Raw genomic sequence first — 17,237 nt, forward strand, 5'->3', positions numbered from 1 at the left:
CGGGGCCCGGGGTGTTGGATGGCGGGGTGCTGATTCTCCGCGGCGGGCGCGTGGTCGACCCGCGCTCCGGTTCCGAGCAGGTGGCCGACGTGGCGGTGGACGGCGGCACCGTGGTGGCCGTCGGTCCGTCGCTGCCCGACGAGGGTGCGACGGTCGTCGACGTCACCGGCCTCGTGGTCGGCCCCGGGTTCGTCGACCTGCACAGCCACGTGCACTCCATCGCCGGCCAGCGGCTGCAGGCGCTCGACGGTGTGACCGCCACCCTCGACCTCGAGGCGGGCCTGATGCCGGTCGAGACGGCCTACGCCCGGGCGGCCGCCGACGGTCGCCCCCTGCACTACGGCTTCTCGGCCTCCTGGGGTGACGCTCGGGCCGCTGCGCACCTCGGGATGACACCCTCGGCGGACCTGAACGCGTCGCTGGCCCTGCTGGGCAACCCCGAGTGGCAGCGGACGTCCACGAAGACCGAGCGCGCCACGTGGCTGGGGCTGCTCGAGTCGGAGCTCGAGGCCGGCGCCCTCGGCGTCGGGGTGCTCATGGGCTACGCCCCGCGGACCGACCCCGAGGAGTTCCTCGACGTCGCTCGGCTCGCCGCGCGCACCGGCACGGCGACGTTCACGCACGTGCGCGAGATCGTCGAGGCCGACCCGACCACGCCCATCGACGGCTCCCTGGAGATCACCCGGGCCGCCGGCGAGACCGGCGCGGCCATGCACCACTGTCACGTCAACAGCACCTCGCGGCGCCACGTCGACCGGGTGCTGAGCCTTCTCGACAGCTCCCGCGCGAACGGCTCGCGCGTCACGGTCGAGGCCTACCCGTACGGCGCCGGCAGCACCGCCATCGGCGCCTTCTTCCTCGCCCCCGAACGGCTGCCCGCCTGGGGCCTCACACCGTCCTCGATCTCGATGGTGGCGACCGGCGAGCGGATCGAGTCGGTGGCCCGGCTCACCGAACTGCGCACCACCGACCCCGGCGCCGCCTGCGTGGTCCGGTTCCTCGACGAGGAGGACCCGGCCGACGACGCCCTGCTCCAGCGTGCCCTCGCCTTCCCCGACGCGATCGTGGCCAGCGACGCCATGCCCGTCGAGTGGCCGGACGGCTCGACGGACACTCGCGCGTGGCCGCTGCCAGCCGGCGGCCAGACGCATCCGCGCACCGCGGGCACGTTCGCGCGTTCGCTGCGGCGCATGGTCGTCGAGACCGGGCTGTGGACCTGGGTCGAGGCGTTCCGCCGGTGCTCCTACCTCCCCGCCCAGGTGGTCGCCGGCTTCGCTCCGGTTGCCGCGACGAAGGGGTGGCTCGGCGTCGGCGCCGACGCCGACCTCGTCGTGCTCGACCCGTCGGCGATCAGCGACCGGGCGACGTACGTCGACCCCACCCGCCCCTCCGCTGGGGTCCAGCACCTGTTGGTGGACGGGACGTTCGTGGTGCGCGACGGGGCGCTCGACACGGGCGCCTACCCGGGGCAAGCGATCCGCGGCGTGCTGGGCTAGCCCCCGGCCAGGACCTCCTCCACCCACACCGGCACCAGCTCACCGGCGAGCCCCTGGCGGGCCTCGTGGAAGAGCCGGCTGACCTCGCTGGGCTGGAGGTTGAGCTCCAGGGTCCTGACGCCGTGCCCGGAGGCGTACTGCACGAAGCCGGCCGCCGGGTAGACCGCGCCGGAGGTGCCGATCGAGACGAACAGGTCGGCCCGCTCGAGCGCCTCCTGGATCCGGTCCATCTGGTAGGGGATCTCGCCGAACCAGACCACGTCGGGACGCAGCGCGCTCACCCCGCAGGACGGGCAGTCGGGGAAGTCGCCCAGGTCGCCCGCCCACCTCACGCGGCCCTCGCAGGCGCGGCACAGCGCGGAGAGCAGCTCCCCGTGCATGTGCAGCACCCGGGTCGAGCCCGCCCGCTCGTGCAGGTCGTCGATGTTCTGGGTCACCACGAGCAGGTCGTCACCGAGGTGCTCCTCGAGCCGCGCCAGCGCCCGGTGGGCGGGATTGGGCTCGACGCCGGCGAGCGCGGCCCGGCGGGCGTCGTAGAACCTGTGCACGACGGCCGGCTGGGCGGCGTACGCCTCCGGGGTCGCCACGTCCTCGACCCGGTGGCCCTCCCAGAGCCCGTCGGCGTCGCGGAAGGTCGGCACCCCGCTCTCGGCGGAGATGCCGGCACCGGTCAGCACCACGACCCTCATGCCGGCGAGGGTACGACGCCGGGCGGTGACGACCGGCCCCGGTCCGTGCCGGAACCGCAGGTCGGCCCACCGGGGAACCCGGTGGGCCGACCTGGTGTCGCTCAGGGTGTCGCTCAGGTTGTCACTCGGTCTCCGAGCCCGGCAGCGCCGCACCCGGGACCTCACCGGGGAGGTAGATCTTCGGGTCCCCCGGGTAGGGCAGCATCCAGTGGTGCGTCTCGTACCACGTGTAGCGGTTCATCTGCTCAGGGTTGGCGAAGTCCGGCCGGGCGTGCCTGCCGGTCAGGTGCTGCTTGCTCGCCCACTTCTGCCAGGCCGCCGCCTGGGAGACGTGACGCTGCGGGGTGGGGGTCGCCTCGGCCGCCTGCCCGCCCTTCGGCGTGTCGAGCCCGCACGACGGCGGGGTCGCGATGTTCTCGGTCAGCGGGATGCGGTTCGGCTTCGCCGTGTACGGCGTGTCGTCCGGCTTGGACTGGAACGCGTCGAACATCGGGGTGGCCGCAGCGACCTTCTGGTTCAGCGGCTCGGCGCCGAGGATCTGCTCCATCGTCCGCACCATCGAGATCTGCGAGTAGTAGGTCGAGACGGTCTTGCCGTGCGTGGCCCACGGGCTGATCACCTGGATCGGGGCGCGGTGCCCGTCCACGTGGTCGGCGCCGTTCTGGCTGTCGTCCTCGAGCACGAAGATCGCGGAGTCCTTCCAGTACTTGCTGTGCGAGATCGTCTGCACGACCTTGCCGAGCGCGAGGTCACCGCCGGCGACCTCCGCGCGCGGGGACACCGGGCCACCGGTGTGGTCGTCGGACAGCCACAGCATGTTGAAGTCCGCGGGCCCGTTCTTCTCGAAGTCCTGCTTCCAGATCTGGTAGCGGTAGAGGTCCGGGATCGAGAGGTCGAACGGCGGGGAGGTCGGGTTGGTGATCGCGTTCAGCGACGGGATCACCGAGCCGTAGTCGCCCTTGAGCTCCGGGGAGGTCAGCTGGGCGGGGTCACCGCCGTTCTCGACGTCCTGGCTGGCGCAGTAGTACTGCTGCCATGAGCCGGACGCCCTGCCCTCGTTGTAGAGGAACTCGCCGTAGTTCCTCGCGCTCTTGCCGGCGTCCTGGACGGCGTTCCAGAGGAAGCCCGAACGCTGGTGGCCGAGCACGTCCTCCTCGGTGTCGTAGGAGCGGACGTACTCCCCCGCGGACGACTCGGTGTACTCCGGGTCGTCGCCCTGCATGATCCAGTTGTGACCCTCGGCGGAGTTGGTGCCTATGTCGTAGGTGTTGTCGTAGAGCCCGAACTGGCGGGCCAGCGCGTGGATGTTCGGCGTGACCTGCTCACCGAACTGGGCCAGCGACGCATCCCCGTTGCCCTCGGGCATGTCGCCGTGGATCTGGTCGTAGGTCCGGTTCTCCTTGATCACCATGAACACGTGCTTGATCGTCGACGGGTCGCCGATGCGCCGGGGCACCGGGACGGCGCTGGCGCGCTGGCCGTTCGCGTGCTTGGTGTCAGTGTCCGCCGGGCCCCAGCCGTTCTGGTCGAAGACCGTCCGGGTCCAGGTGCTCTTGATCTCGCTGTCGCTCGGGAGGGTGAACCGGGTGAGCGAGGCCGTCGTCCCGTGGGTGCCGTGACCGGTCGCCGGCTCGGTGCCGTACCCCTTGTCGAACGTGAGGAGCGGGCCGCGGGCGTCGATCCCGCGGCGGTTGGTCACGACCAGCTGGTCACCGACCCCGAAGACGTCCTCCGGGTAGTAGTCGGTCGGGACCAGCCCGACGTAGCTGACCGGGTCGAGCGCGTTCTCGCCGAGCTTGTAGACCGCGATCGCGTTGGCGCGACCCAGGCTGACGAGCAGGCGACCGTCGTGGACGGTGACGGCATCGGGCTCGTAGCCCACCTTCGAGCCCTGCCACGGCTGGGTGGCGATCGTCTGGACGACCCGGTCGCTGGTCGTGTCGACCACCGAGACCGTGTCGTCGTTGGTGTTGGTGACGTAGAGGACGCCGTCCTTCGCGTACATCGAGGTCGGGTGCAGCCCCACCTCGATGCGCCCGACGGGTGCGGAGGTGTCGGCGGTGTCGATGGTGCTGAGCACCCCGGTCGTCGAGGTGCCGAGCTTCGGGTCGGCGGGGACCTCGGTGCCGTAGGACCCCTGCGTCTGGTCACCCGGAAGGGCCCTGCGGCCGCCCTCGTCGCTGACGTAGAGCTTCGTGCCGACGAACCTCAGCTGGCGCGGGGCGATGCCGACGTCCCAAGTCTTCGCGATCGTCCCGGCAGCCGGGTCGATCGCGACGACCGTGTTCTGACCGTTGGCCGCGGCGTACAGCGTCGACCCGTCGGGCGAGTACGCGAGGCCGGCGGTCAGCGCCCGCTTGCCGTCCACGGTCGGGATCGACACCTTGGTGCCGGCGCCGAGAGTCCCGTCGTCGTTGACCGGGAACCGGGTCAGGCCGGTCGAGTTGGGCATCCAGAGGAAGTTGCCGTCGGGCGAGTAGAGGGGACCCTCCTGGCCGACGGTGTTGTCGGAGAGCCGCGCGTCGACGCCCGAGGCGGTGCCCCCGCGCCAGATGAGCTTGTAGCTCGACAGGTCGAAGACCTGCAGCGACACCGAGCGGTCGGTGGACGTGGCCGCCAGGAACCGGCCGTCGGGGCTGACGGTGGAACCCATGAACTTGCCGTACGGCGTCATGAGTCGCTCGCCCAGTGGCTTCACCACCTGGTCGGACGAGATCTGCAGGCCGTCGGCGTACTGGCTGCCGACCTGGTGGTCACCGAAGCCGCCCGTGGTGGCGTAGGCGATTCCGCCGCCGGCCAGGGCGAAGGCGGCGGTGCCGGCCGCGAGGATGCGGACGCGGCGGGTGGTGCGTCGACCGAAGAGCCCGAGACGGACCTCCGAGACGCGCCGGCGTTGGCGCGTGACGTGCATTGATCATCCCTTCGAGGAACTGGTGAGCAGGTCGAGGTTGCCGTCGACCTGCCAGAGGGGGTTGGGGGCGTCACCCGTGGGGGTGCGCACCCGGAAGGAACCGTTCACCTCCTTCGGTCCATCGCCGTCGGCGACGTACCGCCCGTCTGCGGTGACGTCGAGCTGGTAGAGGGCGGTGCCGGTCGCGGTCGCGCCCGGCAGCGTCCAGGTGACGACGCAGCGCCAGTCGTTGCCCGGCCCCGTGTCCTCGACCGCGTCCCCGCCCTTGTCGCAGCGGGTCGTCGCGTGGAGCTGGGCCTCGCTCACCGCCGGCCGGTGGAGCTCCTCGGTCTGCAGCACGTAGAGGTGCGAGAACGACGTCGTCAGCGAGTCCTCCAGCTTGGCGCGGTCGATGCCCGAGCCGGCGACCGGCGTGGCCACCGCCACCACGGCCACGGAGAGCCCCAGCAGGGCGGCGAGGGGCAGCGCGCCCGCCGTCAGCACGCGCCGGCCGGACCCGTCGTAGGTCGTGTCGGTGAAGTCGCGGCGGACGAAGAGCCGGTAGGCCAGCGCGGTGGCCAGGAACGCCCAGGCGGCGCTGACCGCGAGCCCGGCCAACAGCGGCCCGAGCTGCGGCGGCGCGGTGACCAGGCCGCGCCAGGCGAGGAAGGCGTTGCTGGGCAGGGCCAGCCGCAGCGCCGCCGGCAGCGGCAGCAGCTGGGCCAGCTGGAGCACGAAGGCCAGCACTGCCGGGGCGAGCAGCCCCATGGGCGAGCGGCCCAGCGCCACCGAGCCGAGCAGGCCGACGCCCGCGAAGGCCAGCGTGGGCGCCAGCACGCTCAGCCAGGCGAGCAGCACCGTGCGGGCGGCCTCGCCCGCGGTGAGGAGATGGCCGTCCAGCCCGACCAGCGGCCGGTCGCCCGCGGACGCGAGCCCGCCGGCGGTGGCCGCCACCGCGAGGCCGACCACGGCCAGCACGACCACCGTGAGGCTGGCGAGCGCCTTGGCCACGAAGATCCGCCGCGGCGAGCGCACCGCGACGAGGAGCTGGCGCCAGGTGCCCAGCCGGTCCTCGGCGGCGAAGACGTCACCGGCGACCAGCGCCGTCAGCAGCGGCAGCACCCAGGTGCACGCGAACCCGAGCACGACCAGCGACCCGGCCCACCCGCTGGCATGCATCCAGCGGCCGAAGACGGTGTCCGTGGGCAACGAGCTCTGCCGGCCCACCACGGCGACGAACGCCGCCGGCGCGGTCCAGCACAGCGCGACCAGCAGCCGGATCCGCCACAGGGAGAGCAGCTTGACCAGCTCGAACCGCAGGCCGCGCGTCAGCGGCGAGGGCGCCGCCGCCCGCAGCTCGTCGCGCCGCACGGCGAGGTCCACGCTCATCGAGCCTCCCCGGTCAGGGCCAGGAACGCCGACTCCAGCGGGGAGACCGTCGGCGCGACCTCGCGCACCGCCACGCCGGCGCCGACCAGCCGGACGACCAGCTCTTCGACACAGGGCACCGGGGCCCGGACCACGAGTGCCGAGGCCCCGATGTGGTGCCCGAGCTCCGATCCGTTCAGCACGCGCAGCCCGGCCACCTCACCGGCCACCGCCCGAGCGGCAGCCGGGTCGGAGACGACGAGCCGGTGGTCGAGGTCCCCGCACTCACCGGCCAGCTTCTCGACCGGGCCGGAGAAGACGACGCGTCCCCCGGCCAGCAGGGTGACCTCCGAGCACAGTGCCGCCAGGTCGTCCATGCGGTGGCTGGAGAGGATCACCGTGGCGCCGTCCGCGGCCAGGCCGTCGAGGACGTCGTGGACGCGGCGCTTGCCGGAGGGGTCGAGGCCGTTGGCGGGCTCGTCGAGCACCAGCAGCCGCGGCCGGGTCAGCAGCGCGGCCGCCAGGCCGAGCCGCTGGCGCATGCCGAGGGAGAAGCCGCCGACGCGGTCGTCGGCAACGTCGGTGAGACCGACCTGCTCGAGGACCTCGTCGACGCCGGCTGCCCGGGTCCCGCGATTGCCGGGGCCACCACGCAGCGAGGCGAGCGCCGCCAGGTTCTGCCGCGCGGTCAGCGTGGGGTAGAGGCCGGGCCCGTCCACGAACCCGGCGACGCGGTCGGCGACGGCGAGGCTCCGCCCGACCGGCGTACCGAGGATCTCCAGGCGGCCGCGATCGGCGACCGCGAGCCCCAGGAGCAGGCCGAGGAGTGTGGTCTTGCCAGCCCCGTTGGGACCGACCAGCCCGTGGACCTGTCCGGCGGGCACGTCCAGGTCCACCCCGTCCAGGGCGACGACGTCGCCGAAGCACTTGGTGAGCCCGCGCGCCCGAACTGCGCGGCTTTCTGCCATGCCAGTTCCTCCCGAGATTGACGACGGCGAGAGGAACCTTGGCGACGCGGGTTGGCCCCGGCGGGTCCGTTAGTCGAACGGCGGGCGAACCTCAGCGGTCCATTGGGCCGTGCTCGGCGACGACATAACCGATCGCCTCGGCGAAGGGGGCCCGGTCCCAGCCCGACCAACGGGCCAGCGGTCCCAGCCCGGCCGCCGCCATCGCGGCGTCGAGGTCCCGCAGCGGCGTGACCGGGCAGCCGGCCGGCAGGTGGTCGGTGTCGAGACCGAAGCCGCAGACCACCCGCCCGCCGGGGGCCACGTGGGCGGCCAGCCGCTCCGCCACGGCGGACAGGGTGTCGGGCTCGAGCAGCGGCACGATGTTGCCGGCGAGCAGCACCACGTCGAAGCGGCGGCCGAGGTCGAAGGACGCGAGGTCGGCATGGTGCCAGGCCAGGTCGGGCGCCTGGTCCCGGGCGACCTCCAGCATCGCCGGGTCGACGTCGAGCCCGACCACGTCGTACCCGAGCCCGGCCAACCGCACGGTGATCCGGCCGGTGCCGCAACCGGCGTCCAGCACCGATGCCGGCGGCGCGACCAGCCCGGTCAGGAACGTCGCCTCACCGTGCACGTCCTCGCCGCGGCCGGCCATCGCGCGGAACCGCTCGGCGTAGGTCCGGGCGTAGTCCTCGCCGACGGTAAGGCGGGCGATCCGCTGCCAGCGGGTGCCCTCCTCGGCGCTCACCACCGGGCCGCCCACCGTCGGGAGGGGCGCTGCACAACCGGGTCCGGGTCCATGGGGCCGAATCTAGCGGCCGGGCCCGACCGGGCGCCCCGACGCTCTGCGCAGCCAGGGGCTCATACAGCGCACCGAGCCGCTTCCCACAGCCCGTCGGCGTCGCGGAAGGTCGACACCCCGCTCTCGGCGGAGATGCCGGCGCCGGTCAGGACCCCGGCCCTCATGCCGGCGAGGGTACGACGTCGCGGGTGCCGCCTCACCGCGGCCCGGCGCGGGTCCGCCGGTCGTCGTCAGCTGCGCAGGTAGGAGGCGCCGTTGACGTCGATGATCGTGCCGGTGGAGAACTTCGCCTCCGGCGAGGCCAGCCACAGCACCGCCGCGGCCACCTCCTCGGGTCGGGCCACCCGCCCGAACGGGGACTGCGCGCGCACCGCGTCGCCGCCGGGCCCGTCGAGCACCTCGCGGGCCATCTCGGTCTGCACGAAGCCGGGCGCGACGGTCCCGACCGAGATGCCGTGCGGCGCGAGCACCAGCGCCAGGGACTGGCCGAAGGCGTTCAGCCCGGCCTTCGAGGCGCCGTACGCCGGGTTCGCCGGCTCGCCGCGGAACGCGCCGCGGCTCGACACGTTGACGATCGCCCCGCCGCCGGCGGCGCGCAGGTGCGGGATCGCGCAGAAGGCGGCGTTCGCGGCGCCGACCAGGTTGGTGGCCAAGGTCTGCGACCAGGCCGCCTGCCAGTCGTCGTACGACGTGGTCAGGGGCGGGTGCGCGCGGAAGATCCCGGCGTTGTTGACCAGCACGTCGAGCCGGCCGAGCCGCTCGGCCGCAGCGTCCACGACCCGGCGTACCTCCTCGGGGTCGGCCAGGTCGGCCCCGACGGTGACGTGGCCGTCGCCGGGGAGCGAGGAGCGCACCGCCTCGGCGCTGTCGGCCGAGCTGCCGTAGTGGACCGCGACCCGGTCGCCCCGCTCGGCGAACGCGCGCGCGATCGCGGCGCCGATCCCGCGCGAGCCGCCGGTCACCAGCACCCCGCGTGCGTCGTCGCTCACGAGCTCCTCCTGTCCTCGGTCACCACGTAACCGCCTGTCTCCTCGAACGAGCTCCGGTCCCAGCCCGACCAGCGGGCCGCCGGCTCGAGCCCGGCGGGGCGGATGGCCGCCTCGAAGTCGGCCAGCGGGGTGACCGGGCAACCGGCCGGCAGATGGGCGGCGTCGAGGCCGAAGCCGCAGACCACGCGGCCGCCCGGCGCCACGTGGGCGGCCAGCCGCTCCGCCACCGCCGGCAGAGTGCCGGGCTCGAGCAGCGGCACGATGTTGCCGGCGAGCAGCACCACATCGAAGCGGCGACCGAGGTCGAAGGACGCGAGATCGGCGTGGCGCCAGTCCAGGTCGGGCGCCTCGTCCCGGGCGACCTCCAGCATCGCCGCGTCGACGTCGAGGCCGACCACGTCGAAGCCGCGCTCGGCCAGCCGGACGGCGATCCGGCCGGTCCCGCAGCCGGCGTCCAGAACCGACGCCGGCGGCTCGACCAGCCCGGCCAGGAACGTCGCCTCACCGTGCACGTCCTCGCCGCGGCCGGCCATCGCGCGGAACCGCTCGGCGTAGGTCCGGGCGTAGTCCTCGCCGACGGTGCGGCGGGCGATCCGCTGCCAGCGGGTGCCCTCGTCGGGGGCGGTCACGGGGTCCCCTCTCCGTCGGCCCTGATGGCGAGCGTGGTGTGCCGGGACATCAGTAGTACCAGGGGAACGGCGACCAGTCCGGCTCCCGCTTCTCCAGGAACTGGTCGCGGCCCTCGACCGCCTCGTCGGTCATGTACGCCAGTCGGGTGGTCTCGCCGGCGAAGAGCTGCTGCCCGACCAGCCCGTCGTCGATCAGGTTGAAGGAGTACTTGAGCATCCGCTGGGCGGTCGGCGACTTGCCGTTGATCCTCCGGCCCCACTCCAGCGCCTCGCGCTCGAGGTCGGCGTGCGGGACCACCTTGTTGACCATGCCCATCCGGTGGGCGTCCTCGGCGGAGTACTCCTCGCCGAGGAAGAAGATCTCCCGGGCGAACTTCTGCCCGACCTGGCGGGCGAGGTACGCCGAGCCGAAGCCGCCGTCGAAGGAGCCGACGTCGGCGTCGGTCTGCTTGAAGCGCGCGTGCTCGCGGCTGGCCAGGGTCAGGTCGCTGACCACGTGCAGGCTGTGCCCGCCGCCGGCCGCCCAGCCGTTGACCAGGCAGACGACGACCTTCGGCATGAACCGGATCAGTCGCTGGCACTCCAGGATGTGCAGCCGGCCGAGGCGGGCCTGGTCGGCCGGGGTGCGGGCGTCGGTGACGCCGCCCTCGGTGCCCGACTCGTACTGGTAGCCCGACCGACCGCGGATCCGCTGGTCGCCGCCGGAGCAGAACGCCCGCTTGCCGTGCGTGGCGGCGGGCCCGTTGCCGGTGAGCAGCACGCAGCCGACGTCGGCGGAGGTCCGGGCGTGCTCGAGCACGCGGAGCAGCTCGTCGACGGTGTGCGGCCGGAACGCGTTGAGCACGTCGGGCCGGTCGAACGCGACGCGGACCGTGCCGTGCGCCCTCGCGCGGTGGTAGGTCAGGTCGGTCAGGTCCTCGAAGCCGGGGACGGCGTCCCAGGCGTCGGGGTCGAAGGTCTCCGACACTCCGTCGATGGCGCTCATGAGCGCGACCCTACTCAGCGCCCGGCTCCCGGACCGCGCGCCGGAATGCGGCTCCACGCGCAGGTGTTGTGGATCACATGACGCTGACCGGAGAGTATGTGCCGAGCCCGCAGCAGTGGGTCCGTGACCAGGTCGAGGAGTTCGAGGCCTCGGAGGGCCGGCGGGCCAACATCCTGCGGGGCAACCCCGACTGGCCGATCGTCGTGATCACCTCCCGCGGCGCCAGGTCGGGTAAGCTGCGCAAGAACCCGGTGATGCGGGTGGAGAAGGACGGCGTCTACGCCGCGGTCGCCTCCAAGGGCGGCGCTCCGGACCACCCGACCTGGTACCACAACTTCCTGGCCCGCCCCGAGGTCGACCTCCAGGACGGCCCGGAGAAGCACACGTACTCGGTGCGCGTCGCCGAGGGCGAGGAGCGCGCCGAGTGGTGGGAGCGCGCCGTCGCCCAGTTCGCGCCGTACGCGGAGTACCAGCAGAAGACCGACCGGGAGATCCCGCTCTTCCTCCTCGAGCGGATCGACTGACTCGCCGTCAGCCGGCCCGGGCGATCGACATCGCCAGCGCGACCAGGTGGCCGAGCCGCGCGAGCTCGGAGTCGAGGAACTCCGGGCCGCCCCGGCGGCCGATCAGCACGATCTCGTGCTTGTTCAGCCGGGCGCCGACGTGCACGTTGTCGTCGTCGGTCGGGACCCGGGTGGCCTTGCCGATCGAGGTGAACGCCAGGTCGGGCGGCGCCCCGTTGGTGGCGTGCACGACGCCGTCCTGGTCGTGGACGCGGGCGGCCCACTCGGCGCGGAACGTGACCGGCAGCAGGTCGATCAGCTTGTCCAGCGCGCCGGCCGGGTCGGCGGTCAGCTCCTCGACGGCCTCCAGGTCGAGGATCAGGTTGCCGCCGGCGGCGTACCGGCTGATCCAGACCACTTGCACGCCGTCGAGCGCGGTACACGCCGAGACGATCGAGTCGGGCATGGTGCCCGGCGCGACCTCGAGCAGCACGTCGTCGACCGCGACGCCGTCGTCGTGGCGCTTCTCGACGATCTCGATGGCCTCGATGTCGCCACCCGCCTCACCGATGGCGCTCGCCACGCGGCCCAGCGAACCGGGCACGTCGGGCAGCTCCACGCGCAGCAGGAACGGCATCTCATCTCCACTCTTCGGGTGACCCGACCCTAGCGGTGGCCTGTTTCCGGCGGATTTCGGCGACCGGCCCGTGAGAGCGTTCCGGCCGGCCGGCCGGCGGGCCGTCCGGCGGGCCCGGGTCAGGCCCGACGGTCGGTCAGCCGCTGGCGCAGGCCGGTGGCGCGCTGGGCCTGGGCGGCGACCGCGGCGCGGACCGCCTCCTCGGTGCCCACCACCCGCAGCCGGGACCGGGCCCGGGTGACCGCGGTGTAGAACAGCTCGCGGGTCAGCAGCCGCGAGTCGGCCGCCGGCAGCAGCACCGTGACCTCCTCGGCCTGGCTGCCCTGGCTCTTGTGGATGGTCATCGCGTGCATGGTGTCGATCGCGTCCAGCCGACCGGGCGCGAGGTCGAGCAGCCCGCCGGAGCCGGCGATCACCGCGCGCAGCCGGCCGTCCGGACGCCGGACCGTCACGCCGGTCTCCCCGTTGTAGACGTTGACGGCGTAGTCGTTCGCGGTCACGAGCAGCGGGCGGCCGGCGTACCACTCGGAGTGGATCTCCACCCCGGTCTCCTCGCCGAGCCACTGCTCGACCAGCCGGTTCCAGTGCCGGACGCCGTGCGGGCCCTCGCGGTGCGCGCACAGCAGCCGGTGCTCGTCGAGGACCTCGGTGGCGGCGCGCGCATCCCCGGACTCGGCCGCCTGGCGCACCCGCAGGGCGTGGTGGACCAGGCCCTCGCGCAGGACGGGCGCGGCGTCCTCGGTCTCGACGAACTCGACCTCGGGCGAGTCCGTGCGCAGTGCCGCGAGCACCCCGTCGGCGTCGCCGACCCGGAGCGCCTCGGCGAGCGCCTTGATGTCCTCGGTCGAGCGGTAGTTGTGGGTCAGGGACACCACCGGCGAGTCGGGCTGGCCGTCGTAGCCGGCCACCAGGTCGGAGAGCACCGCCCCGGCCCCGACCGAGGTCAGCTGGCGCGGGTCGCCCACCAGCACCAGCCGGGCCTGGGGGCGCACCGCCTCCAGCAGCCGGGCCATCATCGTGAGCTCGACCATCGAGGACTCGTCGACCACGACCAGGTCGTACTTGAGCCGGTTGCCGCGGTCGTGGCGGAACCGGGTGGTGTTGTCGGGCAGCCAGCCGAGCAGCCGGTGCAGGGTCATCGCCTCGACCCGGCCGACCTGGTCGCGGTCGCGGTCGGGCAGGCCGGCGAGCTCGCCGAGCACCGCCTCCTGCAGCCGGGCCGCGGCCTTCCCGGTGGGCGCGCTGAGCGCGATCGAGAGCGGTCGCCCGGCACCGGCCGCCTGGTCGGCGACCAGCGCGAGCATCCGGGCCACGGTCGTGGTCTTGCCGGTGCCGGGGCCGCCGGTGAGCACGGTGGTCCACCGGCGTACGGCGCGCACCGCCGCCTCCTCCTGCTCGCTGCTGAGGTGGCCGCCGCGGACCCGCGCCACCGCCGCGGCGAGCGCCGGCTCGTCGACCACCGGGGGCGGCTGGGCGGCCCGCTCACGCAGGTCGGCGACGACCTGCTCCTCGAGCCGGTGGTAGCGGTCGAGGTAGAGCAGCCCGTGCTCGAGACGCACCGCGCCGGCCTCCAGCAGCGGCGACCCCGCCACCGCGGCCTGCCAGGCCGCGGGCTCGGGCCACCCGAGCGCCGGCGCCACCTGCGGCACCGTCGCGAGGTCCACGCACACCGAGCCGTGCCGGACGGCGCGCACCGCGAGCCCGACCGCGGCGAGCACCCGCTCGTCGGACTCGCCGCCGAGCTCGCCGAGCCGGCGGGCGACGTGCACGTCGGGGGCCTCGAGGACGCCACCGCGGTTGAGGTCGCCCAGCAGCCCGTCGGCGCCGAGCACCAGCCGGGCGTCGTGCTCGCCGGCCGGCTCGAACAGCTCGGTCATCGGGCCCCCTCGGCGGTCCGGGCGGCCCCGTCGAGCAGGTCGGACAGCTCCTCGACCAGCGCCACCGGCGGCCGCCAGCTGAAGACCCCGCACGGCTGGCCGTCGACGACCGGGGTGTCCGGGCCGCACATGCCGCGCAGGTAGAGGTAGAGCACGCCGCCGAGGTGCTGCTCGGGGTCGTACGCGGGCTGGCGCCAGCGCAGGAACCGGTGCAGGACCACGGCGTACAACAGCGCCTGCAGCGGGTAGTCGGAGTGGCCCATCGCCGCCGCCAGCGCCTCGGGCCGGTAGTCGTGCGCGCGCAGCGGCCGGTCGGCGCCGCCGAGCCAGTTGGTCTTGTAGTCGACGACGAGGTAGCGCGGCCCCGCGCCGCCCGGCGGGCCGGGGAGGCGCAGCACGACGTCGACCGAGCCGGTGAGGTAGCCGCGCAGGCTCTGCCCGCCCAGCGCCGGCGCGTCCAGGGCGTCGGCGAACGACCGCACCGGGTCGCCCGTCGGCAGGTGGCGGCGCAGCAGCGGCGCCAGGTCGCCGAGGCGCACGTCGGCGACGCCCGGCGCGGCGGGATCCCGGTCGGCCAGGTCGCCGCCGGCGAGCGGCAGCTCGAACTCCATCTCACGCAGCCGGTCGGCCAGCGCGACCCGACGCAGCGTGGTCCCGTCGGCGAGCGGGCCCAGCGGCGAGTCGCAGACCGCGACCAGGGCCTCGGCCAGCTCCTCGCGGTCCAGCGGCACCGGCCAGCGCACCAGCTGCTCGTCGACGTGGGCGAGCAGCTCCGCGCGCAGGTCGGCGGCGCCGGGGTCGGCGTGCTCGAGCACCGCGTGCACCAGCGAGCCGAACGTCGCGCCCACCGGGAGGCCGGCCATCGGCGAGGCCACCTCGGCGCACGCCGCCCCGCCGGACGCAGCGGTGGCCGTGCTCGCGGCGCCCACCTCCTCGTCGTCCTTGGCCTCCACCTCGGGCTCGCTGGCGACCCCGCCCACCGGGGGCGGTGCGGCGCTGTCGACCGCGGTCAACGCGGAGTACGACGTCCGTCGCCACGTGACGTCGACGGTGCGACCGAACCGGCGCACCGCCAGCCCCGGCACCTCGGGGCGGCGCGGCTCGGCGCCCGGGGCGGCCGGGACCGAGGGCTCCGGCACCGGGCCTCCGGCACGGCACCAGCGCTCGAGGAAGTCGGCCACCTCCTCGTCGCTGCGGTGGTCGAACTCCTCGGGCACGGCGCCCAGGCCCGGCCGGCGACCGACCAGGATCCGCTGCAGCGGTGAGGCCGGGGTGTTGCGGGTGGGGGCCCACCAGGCGACCACCTGCGACTGGGCCCGGGTCAGCGCGACGTAGAGCAGCCGCAGCCACTCCCCGCCCTCCTCGGCCCGCCAGCGGCGCACGTGGTGGTCCCAGCCGGCGCCGCCCCGACCGACGTCGACGCAGCGCCGGCCCTCGGCGTCGTGGAAGAGCGGCATCGAGGGCTTCGGGACGTTGCGGTCGGCGAGCGCGGGCAGGTAGACGATCGGGTACTGCAGGCCCTTGCTGGCGTGGATGGTCACCAGCTGCACCGCCGCGGCGTCGGAGTCCAGCCGCCGGGTCCGCTCGGCGCCCCGGCCGGCCCGGCCCTCGGCGACCTGGCCGCGCAGCCAGGTCAGCAGCGCGGGCAGCCCGAACCGCTCGGTCAGCGCGGTCTCGTGCAGCACCTCGCCGAGGTGGCGCAGGTCGGTCAGCCGGCGCTCGCCACCGGTCTCGGCGAGCACCCGGGCGGGCAGGCCGGCCGCCGTGGCGGCCTCGAGCACGGCCGCGACGCCGCGCAGCACGAACACCTCCGCCCAGGAGCGCAGCCGGTCCGAGACGTCCTCGGTGAGCTGGTCGCCGCGCTCGTCGAGCTCGCGGGCGGTGTGCCCGAGGAAGCAGGTCAGCCCCGCGGCCCGCACCCGGGCGCTGCGGTGCGGCTGCTCCAGCGCCTCGAGCAGCTCGAGCCACTCGACCGCCGCCGGCGTCGCGAACACGCTGCCGCCGCCGGCGATCACCGCGGGCACCCCGACCTCCAGCAGCGCCTCGCGCGCGGTGGCCAGGTCGGCGTGCCGGTAGGCGATCACGGCCACGTCGCGCGGCTCCAGCGGCCGGCCGTCGAACGTGGCGTCCGAGGCGAGCAGTGCGCGGATGTCCAGGGCCAGGTCGCGGGCCACGTGGGGGCGCACGTCGCCGACGGTGAGCGGGCGGGTGCCGCGCTTGCCGAACTGGGCCCGGGTCACCACCCGCAGCCGGAACGGCGCGCCCGACGGTGCGCCGGCCAGCCGACTCCCGTCGTGGCAGGAGCTGACGTCGTGGACCACGATCCGCTGGTCGCCGAGCTCGGCGCGGCCCAGCACGGTCTGCAGGCACTCGACCAGCGGGGCGTCGCTGCGCCAGTTCACGCCCAGGGTGCGGCGGGTGTCGGCGGTCCCGGCGGCCTGGAGGTACGTCGTCACGTCGCCGCCGCGGAAGGCGTAGATGGCCTGCTTCGGGTCGCCGATCAGCACCATCGTGGCGTGCCCGCTGAAGGCCCGGTCGAGCACCGTCCACTGCACCGGGTCGGTGTCCTGGAACTCGTCGACCAGCACGATCCGCCAGCGCTGCCGCATCCGCGCCCGGGCCGGCGCGTCCTCGGACTCCAGCGCGTCGGCGAGCTGGCTGAGCAGGTCGTCGTACGACAGGATCCCGAGCCGCCGCTTGCGCCGCTCCATCTCGGCGCGCACCGCGGCCGCGAACGCCACCCGGCGCCCGGCCAGGGTCTCGGCGGCCTCGCCGGCGGGCTCCAGCCGCGCCTGCGGGTCGCCGACCGCGCGCCGGGCGATCGCGAGCGCCTCGGCGTGGGTGAACGGCGGCGCGTCCTCGACCCGCGCGAACGCCCGCAGGTAGAGGTCGTCGACCACCTCACCGAGCAGGTCGTCGAGGTCCTCGACCAGCCGGGCCGAGGAGTCGGTGTCGCCGGCGACCCCGAGCGAGTCGAGCACCAGGGAGCAGAACTGGTGGGTGGTCGCGATCGTCGCCGCGTCGAAGCCGGCGAGCGCCTCGGCGACCCGGCGGTGCCGGAGCCGGCGCTCGGCCGCGTCGCAGTCGAGCAGCAGCTCGACCAGGTCCGAGCGCGGCTGCGGCGGCCGGCCGGGACCGGGGAGGTCCTCGGCCAGCGCCTGCTCGACCTCGACCAGCTGGGCCCGGACCCGCTCCCGCAGCTCCTGGCTGGCCGCGCGCCCGAACGTGACCACCAGCATCTGCTCCAGCCGGGCGTGGCCCTCGGCGACGTAGCGGGCGACCAGCGCCCCGATCGTCCAGGTCTTGCCGGTGCCGGCGCTCGCCTCGAGCAGCGTCGTGCCGGTCGGCAGCGGCCCGCAGATGTCGAAGTGGTCGGTCGCGGTCGTCGCGGCGCTCACAGCCTCGGAGGGTTCGCTTGCGCTCACAGC

The 17,237-nt window shown here is 74.4% G+C and carries 14 protein-coding genes; 2 read left to right on the forward strand and 12 right to left on the reverse strand.

Features of this window, described 5'->3' with window-relative positions:
• Positions 1-26: 26 nt before the first annotated feature.
• Positions 27-1,496: an amidohydrolase family protein gene (locus BJZ21_RS19270; protein WP_179665235.1), complete on the forward strand. Its 1,470-nt coding sequence runs from the start codon at positions 27-29 to the stop codon at positions 1,494-1,496.
• Here the strand turns inward: BJZ21_RS19270 and BJZ21_RS19275 are convergent.
• The 9 genes from BJZ21_RS19275 to BJZ21_RS19315 form a co-directional block, all read right to left on the reverse strand.
• Complete coding sequence (locus tag BJZ21_RS19275; protein WP_179665236.1) at positions 1,493-2,185, reverse strand: NAD-dependent deacylase; 693 nt, start codon at positions 2,183-2,185, stop codon at positions 1,493-1,495. The genes BJZ21_RS19270 and BJZ21_RS19275 overlap by 4 nt on opposite strands.
• 121 nt (positions 2,186-2,306) lie before the next feature.
• Entirely contained in the window at positions 2,307-5,096 is a 2,790-nt protein-coding gene (locus tag BJZ21_RS19280; RefSeq protein WP_179665237.1) for a bifunctional YncE family protein/alkaline phosphatase family protein, read from the reverse strand.
• Positions 5,097-5,099: 3 nt separating this feature from the next.
• Complete coding sequence (locus tag BJZ21_RS19285) at positions 5,100-6,464, reverse strand: ABC transporter permease (protein ID WP_179665238.1); 1,365 nt, start codon at positions 6,462-6,464, stop codon at positions 5,100-5,102.
• A complete protein-coding gene (locus BJZ21_RS19290) occupies positions 6,461-7,411 on the reverse strand; it encodes an ABC transporter ATP-binding protein (RefSeq protein WP_179665239.1) in 951 nt (316 codons plus the stop codon). Before BJZ21_RS19290 ends, BJZ21_RS19285 begins: the two co-directional genes overlap by 4 nt.
• A gap of 91 nt (positions 7,412-7,502) precedes the next feature.
• The gene (locus BJZ21_RS19295; RefSeq protein ID WP_343052231.1) at positions 7,503-8,135 is read right to left on the reverse strand and encodes a class I SAM-dependent methyltransferase; all 633 of its coding nucleotides are present in this window, start codon (positions 8,133-8,135) and stop codon (positions 7,503-7,505) included.
• Between the two features lie 113 nt (positions 8,136-8,248).
• Positions 8,249-8,353 carry a Sir2 family NAD-dependent protein deacetylase gene (locus BJZ21_RS19300; protein WP_281380848.1) on the reverse strand — a complete coding sequence of 35 codons (105 nt, stop codon included), beginning with the start codon at positions 8,351-8,353 and terminating at the stop codon, positions 8,249-8,251.
• Between the two features lie 66 nt (positions 8,354-8,419).
• Positions 8,420-9,178 carry an SDR family NAD(P)-dependent oxidoreductase gene (locus BJZ21_RS19305; protein WP_343052232.1) on the reverse strand — a complete coding sequence of 253 codons (759 nt, stop codon included), beginning with the start codon at positions 9,176-9,178 and terminating at the stop codon, positions 8,420-8,422.
• Entirely contained in the window at positions 9,175-9,807 is a 633-nt protein-coding gene (locus BJZ21_RS19310; RefSeq protein ID WP_343052233.1) for a class I SAM-dependent methyltransferase, read from the reverse strand. Before BJZ21_RS19310 ends, BJZ21_RS19305 begins: the two co-directional genes overlap by 4 nt.
• 49 nt (positions 9,808-9,856) lie before the next feature.
• Positions 9,857-10,792, reverse strand: a complete 936-nt coding sequence (locus tag BJZ21_RS19315) for a 1,4-dihydroxy-2-naphthoyl-CoA synthase (protein ID WP_179665240.1) — start codon at positions 10,790-10,792, stop codon at positions 9,857-9,859.
• Positions 10,793-10,869: 77 nt separating this feature from the next.
• Between BJZ21_RS19315 and BJZ21_RS19320 the strand changes: the two genes are divergently transcribed.
• On the forward strand, positions 10,870-11,316 hold the full coding sequence (locus tag BJZ21_RS19320) for a nitroreductase family deazaflavin-dependent oxidoreductase (RefSeq protein ID WP_179665241.1): 447 nt from the start codon (positions 10,870-10,872) through the stop codon (positions 11,314-11,316).
• Between the two features lie 7 nt (positions 11,317-11,323).
• Here BJZ21_RS19320 and BJZ21_RS19325 read toward each other — a convergent pair whose 3' ends face one another.
• The 3 genes from BJZ21_RS19325 to BJZ21_RS19335 form a co-directional block, all read right to left on the reverse strand.
• Positions 11,324-11,932 carry an ACT domain-containing protein gene (locus BJZ21_RS19325; protein WP_179665242.1) on the reverse strand — a complete coding sequence of 203 codons (609 nt, stop codon included), beginning with the start codon at positions 11,930-11,932 and terminating at the stop codon, positions 11,324-11,326.
• 119 nt (positions 11,933-12,051) lie between these two features.
• Positions 12,052-13,809 (reverse strand): exodeoxyribonuclease V subunit alpha, encoded by a 1,758-nt coding sequence (recD, locus tag BJZ21_RS19330; protein ID WP_179665243.1) that lies wholly within the window; start codon positions 13,807-13,809, stop codon positions 12,052-12,054.
• Entirely contained in the window at positions 13,806-17,207 is a 3,402-nt protein-coding gene (locus BJZ21_RS19335; RefSeq protein WP_179665244.1) for a UvrD-helicase domain-containing protein, read from the reverse strand. The genes recD and BJZ21_RS19335 overlap by 4 nt, the downstream gene beginning before the upstream one ends.
• Positions 17,208-17,237: the final 30 nt, after the last annotated feature.

Origin of the sequence: Nocardioides panaciterrulae, from assembly GCF_013409645.1 — a bacterium.
In the GTDB taxonomy this organism is placed as follows: domain Bacteria; phylum Actinomycetota; class Actinomycetes; order Propionibacteriales; family Nocardioidaceae; genus Nocardioides; species Nocardioides panaciterrulae.

Coding starts and splice junctions, on each gene's coding strand:
- BJZ21_RS19275 (WP_179665236.1), bottom strand. CDS start 2,185: ATGAGGGTCGTGGTGCTGACCGGTGCCGGCATCTCCGCCGAGAGCGGG.
- BJZ21_RS19280 (WP_179665237.1), bottom strand. CDS start 5,096: ATGCACGTCACGCGCCAACGCCGGCGCGTCTCGGAGGTCCGTCTCGGG.
- BJZ21_RS19285 (WP_179665238.1), bottom strand. CDS start 6,464: ATGAGCGTGGACCTCGCCGTGCGGCGCGACGAGCTGCGGGCGGCGGCG.
- BJZ21_RS19290 (WP_179665239.1), bottom strand. CDS start 7,411: ATGGCAGAAAGCCGCGCAGTTCGGGCGCGCGGGCTCACCAAGTGCTTC.
- BJZ21_RS19300 (WP_281380848.1), bottom strand. CDS start 8,353: ATGAGGGCCGGGGTCCTGACCGGCGCCGGCATCTCCGCCGAGAGCGGG.
- BJZ21_RS19315 (WP_179665240.1), bottom strand. CDS start 10,792: ATGAGCGCCATCGACGGAGTGTCGGAGACCTTCGACCCCGACGCCTGG.
- BJZ21_RS19320 (WP_179665241.1), top strand. CDS start 10,870: ATGACGCTGACCGGAGAGTATGTGCCGAGCCCGCAGCAGTGGGTCCGT.
- BJZ21_RS19325 (WP_179665242.1), bottom strand. CDS start 11,932: ATGCCGTTCCTGCTGCGCGTGGAGCTGCCCGACGTGCCCGGTTCGCTG.
- recD (WP_179665243.1), bottom strand. CDS start 13,809: ATGACCGAGCTGTTCGAGCCGGCCGGCGAGCACGACGCCCGGCTGGTG.